Annotated in this window: 16 protein-coding genes; 3 read left to right on the top strand and 13 right to left on the bottom strand. The window is 69.0% G+C overall.

Translation table 11 applies throughout. The features are described 5' to 3' along the window. From B9P64_RS20290 to B9P64_RS20250, 9 genes are all read right to left on the bottom strand, one after another. On the bottom strand, window positions 1-301 hold a 301-nt coding region (locus B9P64_RS20290), incomplete at its 3' end, for a phospholipase D-like domain-containing protein (RefSeq protein WP_407919698.1). Beyond that, window positions 298-1,227, bottom strand: coding sequence for an endonuclease/exonuclease/phosphatase family protein (locus B9P64_RS20285; protein WP_085317994.1), 930 nt, complete (start codon window positions 1,225-1,227; stop codon window positions 298-300). The genes B9P64_RS20290 and B9P64_RS20285, both read right to left, overlap by 4 nt. A 12-nt stretch (window positions 1,228-1,239) precedes the next feature. Beyond that, window positions 1,240-1,764 carry a dihydroneopterin triphosphate diphosphatase gene (gene nudB, locus B9P64_RS20280; protein ID WP_085317993.1) on the bottom strand — a complete coding sequence of 175 codons (525 nt, stop codon included), beginning with the start codon at window positions 1,762-1,764 and terminating at the stop codon, window positions 1,240-1,242. 75 nt (window positions 1,765-1,839) lie between these two features. Beyond that, window positions 1,840-2,826, bottom strand: a complete 987-nt coding sequence (locus B9P64_RS20275; protein WP_085317992.1) for a hypothetical protein — start codon at window positions 2,824-2,826, stop codon at window positions 1,840-1,842. 133 nt (window positions 2,827-2,959) lie between these two features. Further along, entirely contained in the window at window positions 2,960-4,777 is a 1,818-nt protein-coding gene (gene aspS, locus B9P64_RS20270; RefSeq protein ID WP_085317991.1) for an aspartate--tRNA ligase, read from the bottom strand. 389 nt (window positions 4,778-5,166) lie between these two features. Beyond that, window positions 5,167-5,796, bottom strand: a complete 630-nt coding sequence (locus tag B9P64_RS20265; RefSeq protein WP_085317990.1) for a DUF502 domain-containing protein — start codon at window positions 5,794-5,796, stop codon at window positions 5,167-5,169. A 33-nt stretch (window positions 5,797-5,829) separates the two neighbouring features. Next, complete coding sequence (locus tag B9P64_RS20260; protein WP_085317989.1) at window positions 5,830-6,180, bottom strand: FmdB family zinc ribbon protein; 351 nt, start codon at window positions 6,178-6,180, stop codon at window positions 5,830-5,832. Between the two features lie 203 nt (window positions 6,181-6,383). Next, window positions 6,384-8,360, bottom strand: coding sequence for a B12-binding domain-containing radical SAM protein (locus tag B9P64_RS20255; RefSeq protein ID WP_085317988.1), 1,977 nt, complete (start codon window positions 8,358-8,360; stop codon window positions 6,384-6,386). 82 nt (window positions 8,361-8,442) lie between these two features. Then, window positions 8,443-9,393, bottom strand: a complete 951-nt coding sequence (locus tag B9P64_RS20250; protein WP_085317987.1) for a LysR family transcriptional regulator — start codon at window positions 9,391-9,393, stop codon at window positions 8,443-8,445. 126 nt (window positions 9,394-9,519) lie between these two features. Here B9P64_RS20250 and B9P64_RS20245 point away from each other — a divergent pair, with 126 nt between their 5' ends. Beyond that, the gene (locus B9P64_RS20245) at window positions 9,520-10,950 is read left to right on the top strand and encodes an MFS transporter (RefSeq protein ID WP_085317986.1); all 1,431 of its coding nucleotides are present in this window, start codon (window positions 9,520-9,522) and stop codon (window positions 10,948-10,950) included. A 109-nt stretch (window positions 10,951-11,059) separates the two neighbouring features. Here B9P64_RS20245 and ssb read toward each other — a convergent pair whose 3' ends face one another. Both ssb and B9P64_RS20235 read right to left on the bottom strand, forming a co-directional pair. Further along, entirely contained in the window at window positions 11,060-11,599 is a 540-nt protein-coding gene (ssb, locus tag B9P64_RS20240) for a single-stranded DNA-binding protein (protein ID WP_085317985.1), read from the bottom strand. A gap of 159 nt (window positions 11,600-11,758) precedes the next feature. After that, window positions 11,759-13,159, bottom strand: a complete 1,401-nt coding sequence (locus tag B9P64_RS20235; protein WP_085317984.1) for a GntP family permease — start codon at window positions 13,157-13,159, stop codon at window positions 11,759-11,761. Window positions 13,160-13,350: 191 nt separating this feature from the next. Between B9P64_RS20235 and B9P64_RS20230 the strand changes: the two genes are divergently transcribed. Beyond that, window positions 13,351-15,276: an ATP-binding protein gene (locus B9P64_RS20230; protein WP_085317983.1), complete on the top strand. Its 1,926-nt coding sequence runs from the start codon at window positions 13,351-13,353 to the stop codon at window positions 15,274-15,276. Between the two features lie 92 nt (window positions 15,277-15,368). On the opposite strand, the gene B9P64_RS24670 is transcribed toward B9P64_RS20230, so the two are convergent. Together B9P64_RS24670 and B9P64_RS20225 are read right to left on the bottom strand one after the other, a co-directional pair. Further along, window positions 15,369-15,833: a hypothetical protein gene (locus B9P64_RS24670; protein WP_139826433.1), complete on the bottom strand. Its 465-nt coding sequence runs from the start codon at window positions 15,831-15,833 to the stop codon at window positions 15,369-15,371. Between the two features lie 50 nt (window positions 15,834-15,883). Beyond that, window positions 15,884-17,113, bottom strand: a complete 1,230-nt coding sequence (locus B9P64_RS20225) for an MFS transporter (RefSeq protein ID WP_085317982.1) — start codon at window positions 17,111-17,113, stop codon at window positions 15,884-15,886. Window positions 17,114-17,254: 141 nt separating this feature from the next. Here B9P64_RS20225 and uvrA point away from each other — a divergent pair. Then, a partial coding sequence (uvrA, locus tag B9P64_RS20220) for an excinuclease ABC subunit UvrA (protein WP_085317981.1) occupies window positions 17,255-19,957 on the top strand: 2,703 nt, incomplete at its 3' end.

Raw genomic sequence — 19,957 nt, 5'->3', positions numbered from 1 at the left:
GACAGCTCACGCCCAGCGCGCGGCAGCGGCCGATGAGCCAGCCGAGCGTGTGCGCCGAGCCGAAGCCGTCGACCAGCAGCCGCACCTTCACGCCGCGCGCGGCGGCCCGGCCCAGGCAGTCGAGCAGCGCCTGCGCGCTCGGATCGTCGTGAAAGATGTAGGTCTCGAACTGGATGTCGTGCCGCGCCGCGTCGCAGGCCGCATGCAGCGCCGGGCCGAGTTCGTCGAAGCCGGTGAGCAGCCGCACCGTGTTGCCCGCCAGCAGCAGGGGCGGCGCGGGCGCGAGGCGCGCCGGCGTCATCCGGCAGCGGCGGCGCCGGCCGGGGCAAGGCCGCCGGTCTGGGCGGCGCTGCCGGCCTGGGCCAACGGCGCCAGCTCGGCCACCAGCGGCGCATGGTCCGACATGCGGGCCCAGCGCCGGCCGCCCAGCACCGTCGCCAGCTGCACCGCAAAGCCGCGCACATAGATGCGGTCGAGCGTGAGCCAGGGCAGCAGCGCCGGAAAGGTGCGTGCCGGCCGGCCCTCGAGCGCCTGGGCGCGCGCCGCGCCGAGCAGGCTGCGCCACTTGCCGCCCGGCTGGGCCGGCATCGACGACATCGCCTCGCACACGCCCAGCTCGGCGCAGATGCGCTCGTTGAGCCGGTTGTGCCAGTCGTTGAAATCGCCGGCGATGATGAGCGGCGCGCCGGCCGGCACCTGCTCGCGCACCAGCGTCACCAGCGCATCGGTCTGGCGCCGCCGGCTGCCGGCAAACAGGCCCAGATGCACATTCACCAGATGCAGCTCGTCGGCGCCATAGCGCTGCACCGCATGCAGCAGGCCGCGGCTTTCATAGGCGTGGTCCGACACATCGTGATTGCGCGCCGCGTCGAAGGGATGCAGCGACAGGATGGCGTTGCCGTGATGGCCGTGCTCGTAGACCGCATTGCGCGCATAGACCGAGTGGTAGTCGGCGCCGGCCAGGAAGCGCGTCTGCGGCTCGGCCGGCCAGTTGGCATGGCGCGCGGCATTGCGCCGGCTCACCTCCTGCACCTCCTGCAGAAAGACGATGTCGGCTTCGAGCGTGGCCAGCGCGATGCGCAGATCGTCGGTGCGGCAGCGCAGGTTGAAGGCGCTCACGCCCTTGTGGATGTTGTAGGTGGCGATGCGCAGCCGGCGCGGCAGCGCGGCGGCGGCAACGCGCCCGGCGGGCAGGCGGCTGGTGGCGGCGACGATGGAATCGGGCATGGGCGCGGCGCGTCAGGCCAGCGCCAGCGGCGTGCCGACCAGCGCCGGCAGTTGCAGGATCGCGTCGCGGTTGGAGGGCGAAAAGCACAGCGGCGCGGCCTGATGCCAGGGCAGCCATTGCCAGGCGGTGTGCTCACGCGGCGCGAGGCTCAGCGCGATGCCGCGCGGCACTTGCAGCCGGAACCAGTGCTCGGTGTTGTGGGTGACGCCGGGCGCATAGCGATGGCGCCAGTGCGGAAAGATTTCATAGCGCTCTTCGTGGCCCCAGTCGTGCAGGCAGTCGAGCGGCACACTGGCCGGCACGTCGTCCTCGGGCGGCGTGCGCCGCTCGACGATGATGCCGGTCTCCTCGCGCACCTCGCGCACGGCGGTCTCGGCCCAGGTTTCCTCGGCGCTGTCGCGGCTGCCGGTCACGCTCTGCCAGTAGCCGGCGCGGTCGGCGCGCTCGAGCAGAAGCACGTCGAGATCCGGGCTGTGGATCACGACGAGGACGGATTCGGGCCGCTTGTAGACCGGCTTGCTGGGGAGTTCGAGCATGGCGGGATTGAGGCCGAAAAGCGCCGGCCGGGCAAGGGGCCGTGCAAGAAATTACCCGCCCCGATCCGGGCGGAATCAGCGGGTCGAGATGACCGGGCGGTCGTTGGCATCGAGCGCGTAGCGATGCACAGACCGCGCGCCGGCAGGCGAGTTGCCGCCGGCGGTCGGCCCGGCGGTGGGTGCTTCGGTGGATGCCGCGGGCGGCGCGACAGCGGCAGCGGCGGCGGCCAGCGCCGCGAGGTCGGGCTCGCGGTCGCGCGCCAGCAGCAGCCGGCCGCGCCGGGGCACGGCGAAGGCCACCGCGCGGTCGTGGATGGCGCCGAGCAGCACCCGCATGCGCGCCGGCGACAGCAGCTGGGCCGCCGGATCGCCGGGCGCGGCCAGCTGCGATACGCCCTTGTTGAGCAGCAGCGGATCGAGCCGCACCGGCGCCGCATCGGCATCGAGATTGGCGACCGCCTCGGCCAGCAGCGGCGCAAAGCCGAGGCCGTAGCGGTCGAGCGCGGCCGGCGTGACCAGACTCACCACCTCGCCGGTGCGCAGGCCGAGGCCGACGCGCAGGTCGGCGGCGGCTGCGTTGGCATCGGCAGCCGCAGCACCCGGCGGGAGGGCGGCGGGCGCAAGCGCTGCGGCGAGCGGCCGGGTCGCGGCCAGCGCCTCGTCGTCGCCCGCGCCCAGCACGAAGGGCCGCAGCCGCGCGCCGTCGGCCGAATCGCGCGCAAAGCCGGCCGCGCGGCTCGCCGCGAACAGGCCGAGCAGCCGGCGGATGTCGACCTCGCAGCTGCCGGGCTGGCTGGCGCACAGCCGCCGCAGCGGTTCGAGATCGAGCGTCTGCACCAGACCGTCGGGATGGATCGCGCGCAGCACGCCGTCGGTGCCGATCAGCACGCGCGCCTCGGGCATGCGGCGCGCGAGCTGGTCGGCGAGGCTGGCCGGGCCGCTGTCGGCATCGAGCAGGCAACCGCGCAGCGCGAACACGGCCGCAAGCGTGGCAGCGAGCGCGCCGAAGATGAGCGCCCAGCGCGGACGGCGCGGCGCAAGGCGGAGTGCGGGATCGGGCATGCGGCGAGGCTAGCGCAGGGCATGAAAAAACCGGCGCGCGGCCGGTTTCGGTACAGCGGCGGCGGCACAGGCCATCGGGCCCGGCCGCCGCCGAAGCGGACCGCGCGGCACCCGGCCGCCCGGTCCGCCGGCCTCAGGCCAGCTTGGCCTCGGTCGCCTTCTCGTTCGGCCGCAGGCGGATGTGCAGCTCCTTCAGCTGCTTCTCGTCCACCGGGCTCGGCGCCTGCGTCAGCAGGCACTGCGCACGCTGCGTCTTGGGGAAGGCGATCACGTCGCGGATCGATTCAGCGCCGGTCATCATCGTGACCAGCCGGTCGAGGCCGAAGGCCAGACCGCCGTGCGGCGGCGCGCCGTATTGCAGCGCGTCGAGCAGGAAGCCGAACTTGAGCTGGGCTTCTTCCGCGCCGATCTTGAGCGCGCGGAACACCTTGCTCTGCACTTCCTCGCGGTGAATCCGCACCGAGCCGCCGCCGAGTTCCCAGCCGTTGAGCACCATGTCGTAGGCCTTGGCCTTGCACTTGCCCGGATCGGTTTCGAGGAAGTCCTCGTGGCCGTCCTTGGGGCTGGTGAACGGATGGTGGGCGGCGGTGTAGCGCTGCTCTTCCTCGTCGTACTCGAACATCGGGAAGTCGACGACCCACAGGATTTCCCAGTCGCCCTGGAACAGCCCGTTCTTCTTGCCGAACTCGCTGTGGCCGATCTTCACGCGCAGCGCGCCGATGGCGTCGTTGACGACCTTGGTCTTGTCGGCGCCGAAGAAGATCAGGTCGCCCGCTTGCGCGCCGGTGCGCTTGACGATCTCGGCCAGCGCGGCGTCGTGGATGTTCTTGACGATCGGCGATTGCAGGCCGGCGCGCAGCTCGGCGCCTTCCTTCAGCTCGTTGACCTTGATGTAGGCGAGGCCCTTGGCGCCGTAGATCGCGACGAACTTGGTGTAGTCGTCGATCTCGCTGCGCGGCATCGCGGCGCCGCCCGGAATGCGCAGACCGACCACGCGGCCGCCGGCCGAGTTGGCCGCGCCCGAGAACACCTTGAAGTCGACGTCCTTCATCACGTCGGTCAGCTCGGTGAATTGCAGCTTGACGCGCATGTCGGGCTTGTCCGAGCCGTAGAGCGCGGCGGCGTCGTCATAGGTCATGACCGGGAACTTGGCCGGCAGCTCCACGCCCTTCACCTTGCGGAAGACGTGACGCATCATTTCCTCGAACAGATCGCGGATTTCCTGCTCGCCGAGAAAGCTGGTCTCGCAGTCGATCTGCGTGAACTCGGGCTGGCGGTCGGCGCGCAAATCCTCGTCGCGGAAGCACTTGGTGATCTGGTAGTAGCGGTCGAAGCCCGCGACCATCAGCAGCTGCTTGAACAGCTGCGGCGACTGCGGCAGCGCGAAGAACTGGCCGGCGTTGACGCGGCTCGGCACCAGATAGTCGCGCGCGCCTTCGGGCGTGCTCTTGGTCAGCATCGGCGTTTCGATGTCGATGAAGCCGGCCTCGTCCAGATACTTGCGCACCTCGATCGCCACCTTGTAGCGCAGCTTGAGGTTGTTCTGCATGTAGGGCCGGCGCAGGTCGAGCACCCGGTGCGTGAGGCGCGTGGTCTCGCTCAGGTTGTCGTCGTCGAGCTGGAACGGCGGCGTGACGCTGGGGTTGAGCACCTCGACTTCATGCGCCAGCACTTCGATCTCGCCCGACTTGAGGTTGGCGTTGACCGTGCCTTCCGGGCGCCGGCGCACGACGCCGGTGATCTTCAGGCAGAACTCGTTGCGCACGCCTTCGGCCGTCTTGAACATCTCGGGACGGTCGGGGTCGCAGACGATCTGGGCCAGGCCTTCGCGGTCGCGCAGGTCGATGAAGATCACGCCGCCGTGGTCGCGCCGGCGATGCACCCAGCCGCAAAGCGTGACGGTCTGGCCGAGCTGCTCGGCCGACACGAGGCCGGTGTAATGGGTACGCATGAGGTCACTCCGAAAGTTTGTTCTCGATCCGCCCGCGGGCCCTCGGGGCTTCCGGCGCGGCGAATCTCTTGTGCATTGCCGGCGACCCGGTTGCTGGCGGGGCCGCGACGGCGCGGGATCGGCTCTGGAGGCGGGGCCGCGCAGGGCGCGCGGTCACCGTCGAGGCTCGGGTTGAACGGCTGCCGGCCGGTCAACCCTGCCGATTTCGACGGCGGTTCACGACGAAGCCGCCCGGTTCGCGCGTGCCATCGCGCGGCCTTGAAAAGGCAGCGCTGGCGGACGGAAATGGGCGGCTGGCGGACATGGCGCGCGACGATAGCACAAGGGTTTGCGGGCTCCGGCGCCCCGGCGCGGGCGGCATCGGAGCGCTCCGGCGGGCGCCCGCAGGCTCAGCCGGCGGTCGGCACGGCGGCGATGGTGGACGCGCCCTGGGCCTTGCCCGGCGCCACCACGCCGAGCGAAATCACGAACTTGAGCGCCTCGTCGATCGACATGTTCAGCTCGCGGATCTGGTCCGGCGACAGCACGATCAGATAGCCCGAGGTGGGATTGGGCGCGGTCGGCACATACACCGTCTGCTGGTCGGCACCGAGCAGCGCCTCGACCTCGCCGCCCGGCGAGCCGACCAAAAAGCCGATGGTCCAGGCGCCCGGCCGGGGGAATTCGACCAGCACTGCCTTGCGGAAGGCCTGGCCGTTGGGCGACAGCACGGTGTCGCTCACCTGCTTCACGCTCGAATAGATCGAGCGCACGAAGGGGATGCGGCCGAGCAGCTTTTCCCACCAGTCGAGCAGCCGGCGGCCGATGAAGTTGTGAGCCAGCACGCCCACGACAAACACGATGCCGACCGCCAGCAGCACGCCGGTGCCCGGCCATTCGAGGATGTAGGTGCCAGCGCGCAGGCTGGGCGGCAGCCAGTCGCGGATCTGGTCGAGCGTGCCGACGATGACGCGCAGCACCCAGACGGTGACGACCAGCGGGACAAGGATCAGCAAACCGGTGACGAAATACTTTCTCAAGCGAGCCCCGCAGGCGAAGTGAAGGAAGAGGCGTCAGGTCGTGCCGGCGGTCGGCGTCGCGGCCGGTGCGGCGGCGGGAGCCGGCGCGGGCGAGGCGGCGCCGGCAGCAGCAGGCGCACTGGCGGCAGCCGAAGTTTCCGCCGCTTTCTTTTCAGCTCGCTCGGCGGCCTTGTCGGAAGCGGGCTCGGTCGTCTTCTTCTCGCCGCGGAAATCGGTCACATACCAGCCCGAGCCCTTGAGCTGAAACGCCGGCGCCGTGACCTGCTTGCGGTAGCTGGCGGCGCCGCAGGCCGGGCAGCTGCGCTCGGCGGTGGCTTCGCTCATCTTCAGCCACTCGTCGGCGGCGTGTCCGCAGGCTTCGCAGCGGTAGGCATAGGTGGGCATGGCATCGCTCCAACGGCGTCGGTCCGGAAGGAAGACCGTTTGTTATCAGGGACTTGGCAGGGCGGCGAGTATGCCACCCGGGTGCGGGGGCAAATGGCGGCATTCGGCTGAAAAGCAAGATCGGCGCCGTCGGGATCGCGCCATGCCGCCGCGCGCGATGGCGGGCGGGCATGGCGCGGCCGCCACGGCAGGCGCCCCGGCCCTCAGCCGCGCGGCACCGGCTCGGCGAGCGCGCGCGCGATGACGTTGCGGCCGACGCGCGCCTTGGGCACCGGCATGTCGAACCAGGCGCGCACGTCGTCCTCAAGCCCGATGCCGTGCATGAAGTTGTAGATGGCCTTGCGCAGGCCGGCGCCGAGCGCGTCATGGTCGGTGCCGGTCGGGTCGACAAAGCCCACGTCGTTGCGCGCGAACACGGTCGGCGGCAGCGGCTTGAGGCTGACGCCATAGCTGGCCGGATCGAGCCCGACCGGCGAATGCACGGTGCATACAAACCGGTGGAAGAAGCCCGATTGCAGGCAGCCGTTGGCGAACAGCTGGCGCACGTAATCGAGCGCGTCGACCGTCTCCTGCGTGGTCTGGGTCGGGAAGCCGTACATCAGATAGGCGTGCACCAGGATGCCGGCGTCGCCGAAGGCCCGCGTCACGCGCGCCACCTGCTCGACCGACACGCCCTTGTTCATCAGCTTGAGCAGGCGGTCGGACGCGACCTCCAGCCCGCCCGTCACGGCGATGCAGCCGCTGTCGGCGAGCAGCTGGCACAGCTCGGGCGTGAAGCTTTTTTCGAAGCGGATGTTGCCCCACCAGCTGATGGTGACGCCGCGCCGGATCAGCTCGCTGGCGAGCGCGCGCAGCGCCTTGGGCGGCGCGGCTTCGTCCACAAAGTGAAAGCCGGTCTGGCCGGTCTCGGCGACGATGGCCTCGATGCGGTCGACCAGCAGCTCGGCCGCGGCGCCCTCGTAGCGGCCGATGTAATCCAGGCTCACGTCGCAGAAGCTGCACTTCTTCCAGTAGCAGCCGTGGGCCACGGTCAGCTTGTTCCAGCGGCCGTCGCTCCACAGGCGGTGCATGGGGTTGAGCATGTCGAGCAGCGACAGGTAGCGCGCCAGCGGCAGGCCGTCCCAGGTGGGCGTGCCGATGTCGGTGAAGGGCACGTCGGGTTCGGGGAAGTTGACGTAGCGGACGCGGGCGGCGGCCGTGATTGGCGCGGCCGTGGCGGTGGTGCCGTCGCCCGCTGGCGCATCGCCGGCCGCTTCGCGCACGAAGGTCCGCACCAGCCGGTCGCGCGAGCGCCTGCCTTCCACATGCTCCAGCAGCGCGAGCAGCGGCCGCTCGCCGCTGTCGAGCGTGACGAAGTCGAAGAAGTCGAACACGCGCGGCTCGGCCAGCTCGCGCAGCTCGGTGTTGACGAAGCCGCCGCCCAGCACCGTGACGATGGCCGGGTCGTGCGCCCTGGCCGTCTGCGCGATGCGGAAGGCCGCGTACACCGAGCCCGGAAATGGCGCCGACAGCAGCAGCACGCGCGGCCGGTGCTTTTGCAGCGCGGCGACGGTCAGCTCGCGCAGCTTGTCGTCGACGAGGTTGGCCGGCGCGGCCAGCGCGGCCGCGAGCGGATCGAAGCTCGGCTGGCTCGCGGCCAGCGATTCGGCATAGCGCACGAACTCGAAGCGGCTGTCGATGGCGTCGCGCAGCACGTCGGCGAGGTCGTTGAGATAGAGCGTGGCGAGGTGCCGCGCGCGGTCGTGGGTGCCGAGCGCGCCGAAGGCCCAGCCGAGCGGATCGCCGCCCTCGTCGTCCACATAGGCGTCGAGCGCCGAGAAGCGCGGCCCCTCGGGCAGAAAGCCGCCCGCGACGATGCGGTGCGCCAGCGTGGAATCGCGGCCCTGCAGGAAGGCGATGACCGGACCGATGGTGGCCAGATAGCGCGCGGCGTGCTCAAGAAAGAACGCGACCGGCTCGCTGCGCTGGCGCGGCGCGATGGCTTCGGCCCGTGCCTGCACCGCGCGCAGGCCGGCCGGCGACAGCAGCGCCAGCACCAGTTCCAGCGCCAGATCCTCCTGCGCCGCCGCGATGCCGCGCGAGCGCAGAAAGCCGGTGAGATAGGCGGTGGACGGGTAAGGCGTGTTGAGCTGGGTCATCGGCGGGATGACGCTCAGCACGCGCAGGGCAGTCGATGTCATGGCGATTACTTGGCCGAAGAGAAAAAACGCGCAAGCCGCGGGTCGGCAAGCTTGCATCGAAGCGGGTCTGGCGCCCGGAGGCTCAGCGCGGACAGGGCGCGGCGAGGTCCTGCCAGTCGGCGGTGGCCGGGGCGTCGGCGAGCTGTCCGGCGCAGACCTCGTGCACGGTATCGCGCAGCCAGCGGTGTGCCGGATCGGCCTCCATGCGCGGATGCCACAGCAGCGCGACGACGAAGCCCGGCACGGCAAACGGCAGCGCAAAGCTGCACATGCCGGCGCGCAGGTTACCGGTGTGCCACTTGGGCACGGTGGCGATCAGGTCCGAGCCGCGCGCCAGCGCCAGCGCCGCCGCAAAGCCGCCGACGATGCTCGCCACCTCGCGCGCGAGTCCCACGGCCCCGAGCGCGTCGTCGATCGGCCCCTTGTCGAGCCCCTGCCGCGAGACCTGGAGGTGCCGGCCCCGCGCATAACGCGCGGCCGTCATCTCGCCGCCACCGAGCGGATGGCCGGCGCGCACCACGCCGACGAAGCGGTCGCGGAACAGCGCGCGCGTGCGCAGCTCGGGGCTGCTGCTGGAGTCGATCACGCCGGTTTCCAGATCGACCGCGCCGTCCCGCAGCGGCGCGCTGTCCTTGTCGGCCTTCTGCACAAAACACAGCCGCACCTGCGGCGCCTGCTCGCCGACGCGCGCAATCAGGCTCGCGCCGAAGTTCTCGACGAAGCCGTCGCTGACGCGCAGCGTGAAGCTGCGCGCGAGTTGGCGCAGGTCCGGCGACTCGGCCGGGCGCAGTACTGCCTCGGCGTCCTGCACCAGCTGCGCCACGCGCTCGCGCAATTCCAGCGCGCGCGGCGTCGGCACCAGCCTGCGGCCGGCCCGCACCAGCAGCGGATCGCCGGTGATTTCGCGCAGCCGGGCCAGCGCCCGGCTCATCGCCGACGGGCTCAGGCGCAGCCGGTCGGCGGCACGCGCCACGCTGGCTTCGGCCAGCAGCACGTCGAGGGTGACGAGCAGGTTGAGATCGGGGAGCGACATGGCGCCACCCTAGCGCAGGCGTTCGGACATGGCGCGGCGCGCACGGACAAGTTGCGCCGCGCGCGCCTTCCGGCGGGTCGATGGGCTGACTAGGCTGGCTGCAACCACCGCCAAGGATCGACGTCGATGAAGCTCCTGCCCCTTCCGGCCCCTGCAATTGCCGCCCGCGCCGCACCACCTTCGCCGCGCGGGGCGCTCGCCAGCCTGTCGATGGCGATGCTGCTGCCCTCGCTCGGCACCAGCATCGCCAATGTCGGGCTGCCCACGCTGGCGCGGCATTTCGGCGCGCCCTTCCAGGCGGTGCAGTGGGTGGTGCTGGCCTATCTGCTGGCCGTCACGACGGCGATCGTCGGCGTCGGCCGACTGGGCGATGCGATCGGCCGGCGCCGGCTGCTGCTGGCCGGCATCGGGCTGTTCACGCTGGCGTCGGCGCTGTGCGGGCTGGCGCCCGGGCTCGGGCTGCTGATTGCGGCGCGGGCGGTTCAGGGCCTGGGGGCGGCGGTGATGATGGCGCTGACGCTGGCCTTCGTTGGCGAGGCGGTGCCCAGGCACCGGACCGGCAGCGCGATGGGGCTGCTCGGCAGCATGTCGGCGGTCGGCACCGCGCTCGGCCCGGCGCTGGGCGGCGCGCTGATCGGCGCGTTCGACTGGCCGGCGCTGTTCTTCGTCGGCGTGCCGCTGGGGCTGGTGACGCTGGCGCTCGCCTGGCGTTTTCTGCCAGCCGATCCTCCACGCGCGGGCAATACACGCTTCGATCCGGCCGGCACCGTGGTGCTCGCGCTGACGCTGGCCGCGTATGCGCTGACCATGACGCTGGGCCGTGGCCATTTCGGCGGGCTGAACGCGCTGCTGCTGGCGGCGGCGCTGGGCGGCGCGGGGCTGTTCGTGCGGGTCGAGGGCAAGGTCGCGGCGCCGCTGCTGAGCCCGGCGCTGTTCCGCAACCCGGTGCTGGGCGCCGGCTTCGCGATGAGCGCGCTGGTCACCGCCGTGGTGATGGCGACGCTGGTGGTGGGGCCGTTCTACCTGCACGGCGCGCTCGGCCTGGATGCCGCCGGCGTCGGGCTGGCGATGTCCTGCGGCCCGGTCGTCGCCGCGATGGCCGGCGTGCCGGCCGGCCGCCTCGTCGACCGCGTCGGTGCCGGGCGGGTCGTGATTGGCGGGCTGGTCGGCATGGCGGTCGGCTGCGTCGCGCTGGCAGTACTGCCGGCCGGGTTGGGCGTGCCGGGCTATGTGCTGCCGCTGGCCGTCGTCACGGCCGGCTACGCGCTGTTCCAGGCCGCCAACAACACCGCCGTGATGACCGACATCGCAGCCGACCGGCGCGGCGTGGTTTCCGGCGTGCTGAACCTGTCGCGCAACCTCGGGCTGATCACCGGCGCCTCGGTTCTGGGCGCGGTGTTCGCGCTCGGCTCGGGCAGCGAGGACGTGGCCGCCGCGCCAGCCGATGCCGTGGTGGCGGGCATGCACGTCAGCTTTGGCGTGGCCACCGCGCTGGTGCTGATCGCGCTGATCGTGGCCGCGCGCTACCGGCCATCTCAAGGCCGCCGCGCTCCGTGACGGCCAAGCCATCAGGCGACCCATCCCGTCGAAAACGCCGACGGCAAGAAAAAAGCCTTGAGCGCCGAACGCTCAAGGCTTTCTGTCTGCCGGACCGGGTCAGGCGGAATCAGAACGGAATGTCGTCATCCATGTCGTCGAAGCCCGTCGCCGACTGCTGCGGACGTGCCGCCGGCGCAGGAGCCGGCGCCGGACGCGGCGCACTGCCGCCACGCGAACCGCCACCCGAGTACCCGCCCGACGACCGCTGCGGCCGCGATTCGCGCGGCGCCGCATCGTCATAGCCCGAGCCGGCGTCGTCGCCGCCCATGCCCTGACGGCCGCCAAGCATCTGCATTTCATTGGCGACGATTTCGGTGGTGAATTTTTCCACCCCCTCCTTGTCGGTCCACTTGCGGGTCTTGAGGCGGCCCTCGACGTAGACCGAGCTGCCTTTCTTCAGGTACTCGCCCACGATTTCGGCGAGGCGGCCGCGGAACACCACGCGGTGCCATTCGGTTTCTTCCATCGGATCGCCGCTGTCCTTGGCCTTCCACTTGAGCGTGGTGGCCACGGTGACATTGGCGAGCGCATTGCCGTCGGGCATGTAGCGCACTTCCGGATCGCGGCCGAGGTTGCCGACGATGATGACCTTGTTGATCGATGCCATTTCAATCTCCTGCTCCGGCGGGGTTGCGCTTGGATGAGTGCGGACGAAAACGCCGGAGTTGCTGGGTTTGCGCGTCCGTGAACTGAGTTTATATCCAGTACCACGGCGGTGAAAACCGCCCGCTTACGGGCGGCGGGTCGCGCATTCTGCCCGGTCGCGTCAGACCCAGCCAGTCGCGTAGAACACCCCGATCACGAAGAACACCGCCGTCGTCTTGATGAGCGTGACCGCAAAGATGTCCTTGTACGACTCGCGGTGCGTGAGGCCGGTCACGGCCAGCAGCGTGATGACCGCGCCGTTGTGCGGCAGCGTGTCCATGCCGCCGCTCGCCATCGATGCCACACGGTGCAGCACCTCCATCGGAATGCCGGCCGCGTTGGCGTTGGCGATGAAGGTCTGGGCCATCGCCGCCAGCGCAATGCTCATCCCGCCCGAGGCCGAGCCGGTGATGCCGGCCAGCGCGGTGATGCTGATCGCCTCGTTCACCAGCGGATTGGGGATGGCCGCCAGCGCCTGCGACACGAACAGAAAGCCCGGCAGCGCCGCGATCACCGCGCCGAAGCCGTACTCCGACGCCGTGTTCATCGACGCCAGCAGCGCGCCGCCGACCGCCGCCTTGCTGCCCTCGCCGAAGCGCTCGGCCACGCGCTTCCACGCAAACGCCAGCACGCAGACGATGCCGAGCAGCAGCGCCGCCTCGACCGCCCAGATGCCGACCGCCTTGGTCACGTCGGCCACCACCGGCGCCTTGCCCTCCACGAACACCACCGACGCCTTCGGCCCGTAGAAGGCCGGAATCCAGCTCGTGAACAGCTTGTTGGCGACGCCCACGACGAACAGCGGCAGGATCGCGATCCACGGATTGGCGAGCGGCTGGTCGGCCGCCGTCTCGGGCTCGTTGACGAGCTTCTGGCCCGGCTTGGCGTAACCCTCGCCGGCGCGCGCGGCACGGCGGCGCAGCCAGTCGAGATAGCTCAGCCCGACCACAAAGATGAACACCGCGCCCAGCGTGCCGAGCACCGGCGCGGCGTAGGCGTTGGTGCCGAAGAACGAGCTCGGGATGATGTTCTGGATCTGCGGCGTGCCCGGCAGCGAATCCATCGTGAAGCTGAAGGCGCCGAGCGCGATGGTCCCGGGAATCAGCCGCTTGGGGATATTGCTCTGCCGGAACAGCTCGGACGCGAACGGATAGACCGCGAACACCACCACGAACAGCGACACGCCGCCGTAGGTGAGCAGCGCGCAGACGATGACGATGGCCGCCATCGCCCGCCCCGCGCCGACCAGCCCGATCACCGAGCTGACGATGGAGCGCGAGAAGCCCGACAGCTCGATCAGCTTGCCGAACACCGCGCCGAGCATGAACACCGGGAAGTAGTTCTTCACGAACACGACCATCTTGTCCATGAACAGCTCGGAATAGACGGGCGCGACGTGAGCCGGGTCGGTGAGGAGCACCGCGCCGAGGGCGGCCACCGGCGCGAACAGGATGACGCTGTAGCCGCGATAGGCGACGAGCATCAGAAAGGCCAGCGCGGCCAGGACGATGAGCAGGCTCATGGGGGAGGTCTCCGGTTATTCGTTGGGCAAAGCGGATGAAGACTGAACCGGGCAGACGACAGGTTTCTGTCGGAGAAACGGCAAGGCGGATGTCGGCTTGCGGGCGACAGCGCCGGGCGATGCCCGGTCCCGCGTTTCGATCTGGTAAATCGTCGTGCTGCCGCGCAGTCGGGCGCGGCGGAGATCGGCCCATGACCGCAGCGGAACTGCTCGAAAACCTCAATCTGCTCGACGAGCACGAACGCATCGAAGCCAAGCGCGCTTCCGAAGCCGGCAGGTCGGCGCTGGAAACGATTTGCGCGCTGGCCAATGAGCCGGGCCTGGGTGGCGGCTGGATCCTGCTCGGCGTGGCGAAGGACGAACTCGCGCTCTTCCCTGCCTACGAGGTCGAGGGTGTCGACACGCCGGACAAGCTCTCGTCCGACCTCGCCAGCCAGTGCCGCGACATGTTCAACCTGCCGCTGCGGGTCGACATCCGCACCGAGCAGCTCGGCGCGAAAGCGGTGGTCGTGGTCTGGGTCGCCGAAGCCCAACCGCAGGACAAACCGGTCTTCTTCAAGGCGCAGGGCTTGCCCAAGGGTGCCTTTCGCCGCATCGGCAGCACCGACCAGCGCTGCACCGAGGACGATCTCGCCGTCTTCTATCAAGGCCGGCGGCAGGAAAGTTTCGATGCCGGCGTTGTCGCCGATGCCGAACTCGACGACCTCGCGCCCGAAGCCATCGACGACTACCGGAAGTCGCGCGCCGAAGCCAACCCCGACGCGGAAGAGCTGCGCTGGCCGGATCACGAACTGCTCCAGGCGCTCGGCGGCCTGCGGCGCGACGACAGCGGGCGCTGGAAGCCGACCGTCGCCGGCCTGCTGCTCTTCGGCAAGCCGGCGGCGCTGCGACGCTGCTTTCCGATGACGCGGGTCGACTACATCCGCGTCCCGGGCCGCGACTGGGTGCCCGATCCCGAACGCCGTTTCGATTCGCTGGAACTGCGCGATCCGCTGTTCCGCCTGATCCGGCGTACCCAGGCGGCGGTGCTCGACGACCTGCCGCAGAGTTTCGGTCTGGCCGAAGGCGAATTGCAGCGCCAGGACAAGCCCGCCATTCCGCTGCGCGTGATCCGTGAAGCCATCGTCAATGCGCTGATGCATCGCAGCTACCGCAGCCACAGTCCGGTGCAGGTCATCCGCTATGCCAACCGGCTGGAAATCCGCAATCCCGGCTTCTCGCTCAAGTCGCCCGAGCATCTCGGCGAACCGGGCTCGCAACCGCGCAACCCGAAGATCGCAGCCGTGCTGCATGAGACGCGGTTTGCCGAAACCAAGGGCAGCGGCATCCGCGTGATGCGCGAAAGCATGGCGCAGGCCGGTCTGACGCCACCGCTGTTCGAATCGGATCGAGGCGGCGACCAGTTCGTTGCGCGCTACTTCTTTCATCACTTTCTCGGCGCCGATGACATCGCCTGGCTGGCGCGGTTTCGCGACCGGCAACTGTCGGACGAGGACGCCAAGGCGCTGATCGTGGTGCGCGAGGTCGGCGCAATCGACAACGCGACTTATCGTGACCTGAACAAGGTGGATGCACTGACCGCCAGCGCAGCCCTGCGCCGGCTGCGCGATGCGGGTCTGCTCGCACAAAAGGGGCGCGGATCGGCGACCTACTACGTGCCGACCGAGCGGCTGATGGCGGAAGACCGGGAAGCGCCGGCGGATCAGGCGGGCTTGTCTGCCAACTCGGGCGGCTTGTCTGCCAACTCGGGCGGCTTGTCTGCCAACTCGGCGGGCTTGTCTGCCAACTCCGACGAGCCCGCGCCAGCCGGTACCGAAGACAACGCGCGACAGGCGCTGCTGGCCGAACTCCCGGGACTCATCGCAGCGCGGGTCGGCGCGCTCGGACGACGCAGCCCGCCGGATGACGTGAAAGCCGTGATCGTCGACATCTGCCGCCTGCGCCCCTGGCGCGCGGAGGAATTGGCCCGGCTGCTGCGGCGAAATGCGCGGCATGTCGGCAGCAGCTATCTGCGGCCGCTATTGCGTGATGGGCTGCTGGAAATGACCAATCCGGAAGGAGTGAATGATCCGCAGCAGGCTTATCGGGCGGCGAGCGATGCTGATGAATCAGGATAAAAACGCAAAGGGCCGCCAACCACCAAGATTCAGGCTATAAGACTCAAGGTCTTTAGTCGAATACACGGCCAAAATCAAACTTAAGAGCAACATCACAAACCGCATTCCAATGCAGATTTCGCAATAGCGCGAATTTTCTCAATAAAACTCGAATCATCAATAAGCACTTCGCAAGTCGTATTTGCAAATTGCTGATTGTTGGCAATCTCAATACGAAGCTTACTTTGCACTGCCGCCACGGCTTTCTGCGGCGTTGAAACCAAGGTTCGTTCAGCCCGATGCGAATATAAGAGGATGTATTTTTTTATCGAAGCGCCTGAAGAATCACCAACCCAATAAAATTTGCGCAAATCCCCTTGTAAACTTTCAGACGGCACATTTGCGCCCTCTATTTCAAAGACAGCATACGGAACGCGACTCCCCTCAATGAACCAAGCAAAGTCAATCCTTCCATGGCAATAATTATCCCAGTAAATGACTGGCAATTCCCCCATTACTCCCAACCCTGCCGCTGCTCCCTCATCCCTCAGTAATTCCTGCATTTCAGCCTTATTCATTTCACGCCCCAAAATCCAAAATTAGAATAAACGAATTATGCATAAAGGCATTAGCGTGAATGAACCGGCACCCGCATCCCCAACGCCGCAATCGCCCAAACCACCATCAACCCAGCGCAAACCTCGAACACCGCCGCACGCCCGAAATGCGTCGCGACCCAGCCGCCGAGCGATCCGCCCGCCGACACGCCCAGCGATTGCACCGTGTTGTAAACACCGAGCGCAGTCCCCTTCGCCGCCGGCGGCGCGATCTTGCTGACCAGCGACGGCAGCAGCGCCTCAAGCACGTTGAAGGCGATGAAGAAGCCAAGCAGCAGCGCCAGCATGGTCCAGAAGTCGACCGGCAGCTGGCCGGTGGCAAAGCGGCTGGCCACCGCCTCGACCAGCGCCATCAGCACGATGGCGCCGACGAACACCCGGCGCATGCGCCCGCCGCGCTCGGCCGCGATGATGGCCGGCACCATCAGCACGAAGGCCACGGTGACGGCCGGCAGGTAGAGCTTCCAGTGCTCGACGACGGGCACGCCGGCCACATCCACCAGCAGCACCGGCACCACCACGAACATCGCGGCCTGGGCCACATGCAGCGCAAAGATGCCGAAATCGAGCCGCAGCAGCTGGCGGTTGGCCAGCACCTCGCGGAACGGCACGCGCGCGCCGAGCGCCGGCTGCGGCACGTCGGGCACGACGAACTTGACCACGCCGATGGCGGCGATCGCGAGCGCGCCGGTGAGCGCGAAGATGCCCGGCATGCCGATGGCGCCATACAGCAGCGGCGCCGCGACCATGCTGGCGGCGAAGGTCACGCCGATGCTGGCGCCGATCATCGCCATCGCCTTGCTGCGCTGGCGGTCGCGGGTGGCGTCGGCGACCAGCGCGGTGATGGCCGCCGAGATGGCGCCGGCGCCCTGGATGGCGCGGCCGACGATGATCCATTCGATGCTGTGCGCAATCGCCGCCACAAAGCTGCCCAGCGCGAACAGCCCGAGCCCGAACACGATCACCGGCTTGCGCCCAAACCGGTCGCTGGCGCGGCCGAAGACGATCTGCAGCGCCGCCTGCGTGAGCCCGTAGATGCCGATGGCCAGCCCGATCATGCTCGGCTCGGCGCCGCCCGGCAGGGTGTGCGCATAGACCGCAAACACCGGCAGGATCAGGAACAGCCCGAGCATGCGCAGCGCGTAGATGGCGGCGAGCGCGACGCTGGCGCGGCGCTCGGTGGGGGTCATGCCTGCCGGTTCGGACGGCGCAAGCAGGGCCTCGGCGGCGGTCGATTTCATGGCGGAGCGAGGGGAGCGAATCGAGGAACACGGCCGGCGCGTAAGGCAAAACCCGGGTCGTGCGTGGGGGCTGGGCTATAGTAGCAAGCTTGGCCTTTTGGCCTTGCGGGGCGTCAAACGGCACGCAAAACGCAAGGAAATATGGACGAAATCCGGATTCGCGGCGCACGCACGCACAACCTCAAGAACATCAGCCTCGACCTGCCGCGCAACCGGCTCGTCGTGATTACCGGGCTGTCGGGCAGCGGAAAAAGCTCGCTCGCGTTCGACACTTTGTATGCCGAAGGACAGCGCCGCTATGTGGAATCGCTGTCGGCCTACGCACGCCAGTTCCTCCAGCTCATGGAGAAGCCCGATGTCGATGTGATCGAGGGGCTGTCGCCCGCCATCGCCATCGAGCAGAAGGCGACCAGTCACAACCCGCGCTCGACCGTGGGCACGGTGACGGAAATCAACGACTACATGCGGCTGCTGTGGGCTCGCGCCGGCACGCCGTTCTGTCCCGACCATCCCGAGCACGCGCTCGAAGCGCAGTCGGTGGCGCAGATGGTGGATGCGGTGCTGGCGCGCCCCGAGGGCAGCAAGCTGATGATCCTGGCGCCGGTCATCGCCAACCGGAAGGGCGAGCACGTCGACGTGTTCGAAAGCTTCCGGGCGCAGGGCTTTGTGCGCTTTCGCATCACGCCGACGGGCGGCAAGCCGGCCATCCACGAGGTGGACGAGCTGCCCGAACTCAAGAAGAACGACCGCCACAGCATCGATGTGGTGGTCGACCGGCTCAAGGTCACGGCCGAGGCGAAGCAGCGGCTGGCCGAGTCCTTCGAGACGGCGCTGCGCCACGGCGATGGCCGCGCGCTCGCGCTCGACATGGAGACCGGCGCCGAGCAGGTGTTCAGCAACCGCTTCGCCTGCCCGGTCTGCGGCCACGCGTTGAGCGAGCTGGAGCCGCGCATCTTCTCGTTCAACTCGCCGCTGGGTGCCTGCCAGCGTTGCGACGGGCTGGGCCATGTGGACTGGTTCGATCCGCAGCGCATCGTGGCGCACCCGTCGCTGTCGCTGGCGAGTGGCGCGATCAAGGGCTGGGACCGGCGCAACCAGTTCTACTTCCAGATGCTGCAAGGGCTGGCGGCGCATTTCGGCTTCGACATCGACACGCCGTGGGAAGACCTGCCGGCCGAGGTGCGCGAGGCGGTGCTGATGGGCACCGGCGACACCGAGGTGGAATTCGCCTATCTCAACGAGCGCGGCAAGCCGGTGAAGAAGTCGCATCCCTTCGAGGGCGTGGCCAACAATCTTGAGCGGCGCTGGCGCGAGACCGATTCATCGGCGGTGCGCGAGGAGCTGGCCAAGTTCGTGGTCGTGCGCACCTGCCCCGATTGCGAAGGCTCGCGGCTGCGGCGCGAGGCGCGCTTTGTGCGCGTGGGCGAAGGCGCGCAGAGCCGGCGCATCTATGAAGTGAACGGCATGTCGCTCGGTGCCGCGCAGCAATGGTTCGACGAGCTCAAGCTCGAAGGCGCGAAGGGCGAGATCGCCGACAAGATCGCGCGCGAGATCCGGGCGCGGCTCGGCTTTCTCAACAACGTGGGGCTGCGCTATCTGAGCCTGGACCGCAGCGCCGACACGCTGTCGGGCGGCGAGGCGCAGCGCATTCGCCTGGCGAGCCAGATCGGCTCGGGGCTGACCGGCGTGATGTACGTGCTCGACGAGCCGAGCATCGGCCTGCACCAGCGCGACAACGACCGGCTCATCGAGACGCTCAAGCACTTGCGCGACCTGGGCAACAGCGTGCTGGTGGTCGAGCATGACGAGGACGCGATCCGCGCCGCCGACTGGGTGGTGGACATGGGCCCGGCCGCCGGCGAGCACGGTGGCCGCGTGATGGCCGCCGGCACGCCCGACGAGATGGCCGCCGCGCCCGACTCGCCGACCGGCGCCTACCTGAGCGGCCGGCGCGCGATCGCCGTGCCCAAGTCGCGCACGCCGCGCCGCCATGACGAGGACGGCGCGCCGCTGCAACTGGTGATTCGCGGCGCGACCGGCAACAGCCTGCGCAAGGTCGATGCGGCGATTCCGGTCGGGCTGTTCACCTGCGTGACCGGCGTCAGCGGCTCGGGCAAGAGCACGCTGGTCAACGACACGCTCTACACCGCCGCCGCGCGCCATCTGTACAACGCCTCGGCCGAGCCGGCGCCCTGCGAGGCCATCGAGGGGCTGGAGCTGTTCGACAAGGTCATCAACGTCGACCAGAGCCCGATCGGCCGCACGCCGCGCAGCAATCCGGCGACCTATACCGGGCTGTTCACGCCGATCCGCGAGCTGTTCGCCGAGGTGCCGCTGGCGCGCGAGCGCGGCTACGACGCCGGACGCTTCAGCTTCAACATCAAGGGCGGGCGCTGCGAAAGCTGCCAGGGCGACGGCGTCATCAAGGTGGAGATGCACTTTCTGCCCGACGTCTACGTGCCCTGCGACGTGTGCCGCGGCAAGCGCTACAACCGCGAGACGCTGGAGATTCTCTACAAGGGCAAGACCATCGCCGAGGTGCTCGACATGCGGGTGCAGGAGGCGGCGGTGTTCTTTGCGCCGGTGCCGGTGGTGGCGCGCAAGCTGCAAACCCTGCTCGACGTGGGCCTCGGCTATCTGCGGCTCGGCCAGTCGGCGACCACGCTGTCGGGCGGCGAGGCGCAGCGCGTGAAGCTGTCGCAGGAGCTGAGCAAGCGCGACACCGGCCGCACGCTCTACATCCTCGACGAGCCGACGACCGGGCTGCACTTCGCCGACATCGAGCTGCTGCTGACCGTGCTGCACACGCTGCGCGACCACGGCAACACGGTGGTGGTCATCGAG

It is taken from the genome of Derxia lacustris (assembly GCF_002105195.1).
GTDB lineage: Bacteria > Pseudomonadota > Gammaproteobacteria > Burkholderiales > Burkholderiaceae_E > Derxia > Derxia lacustris.
This window is presented reverse-complemented; position numbering and strand designations above follow the sequence as displayed.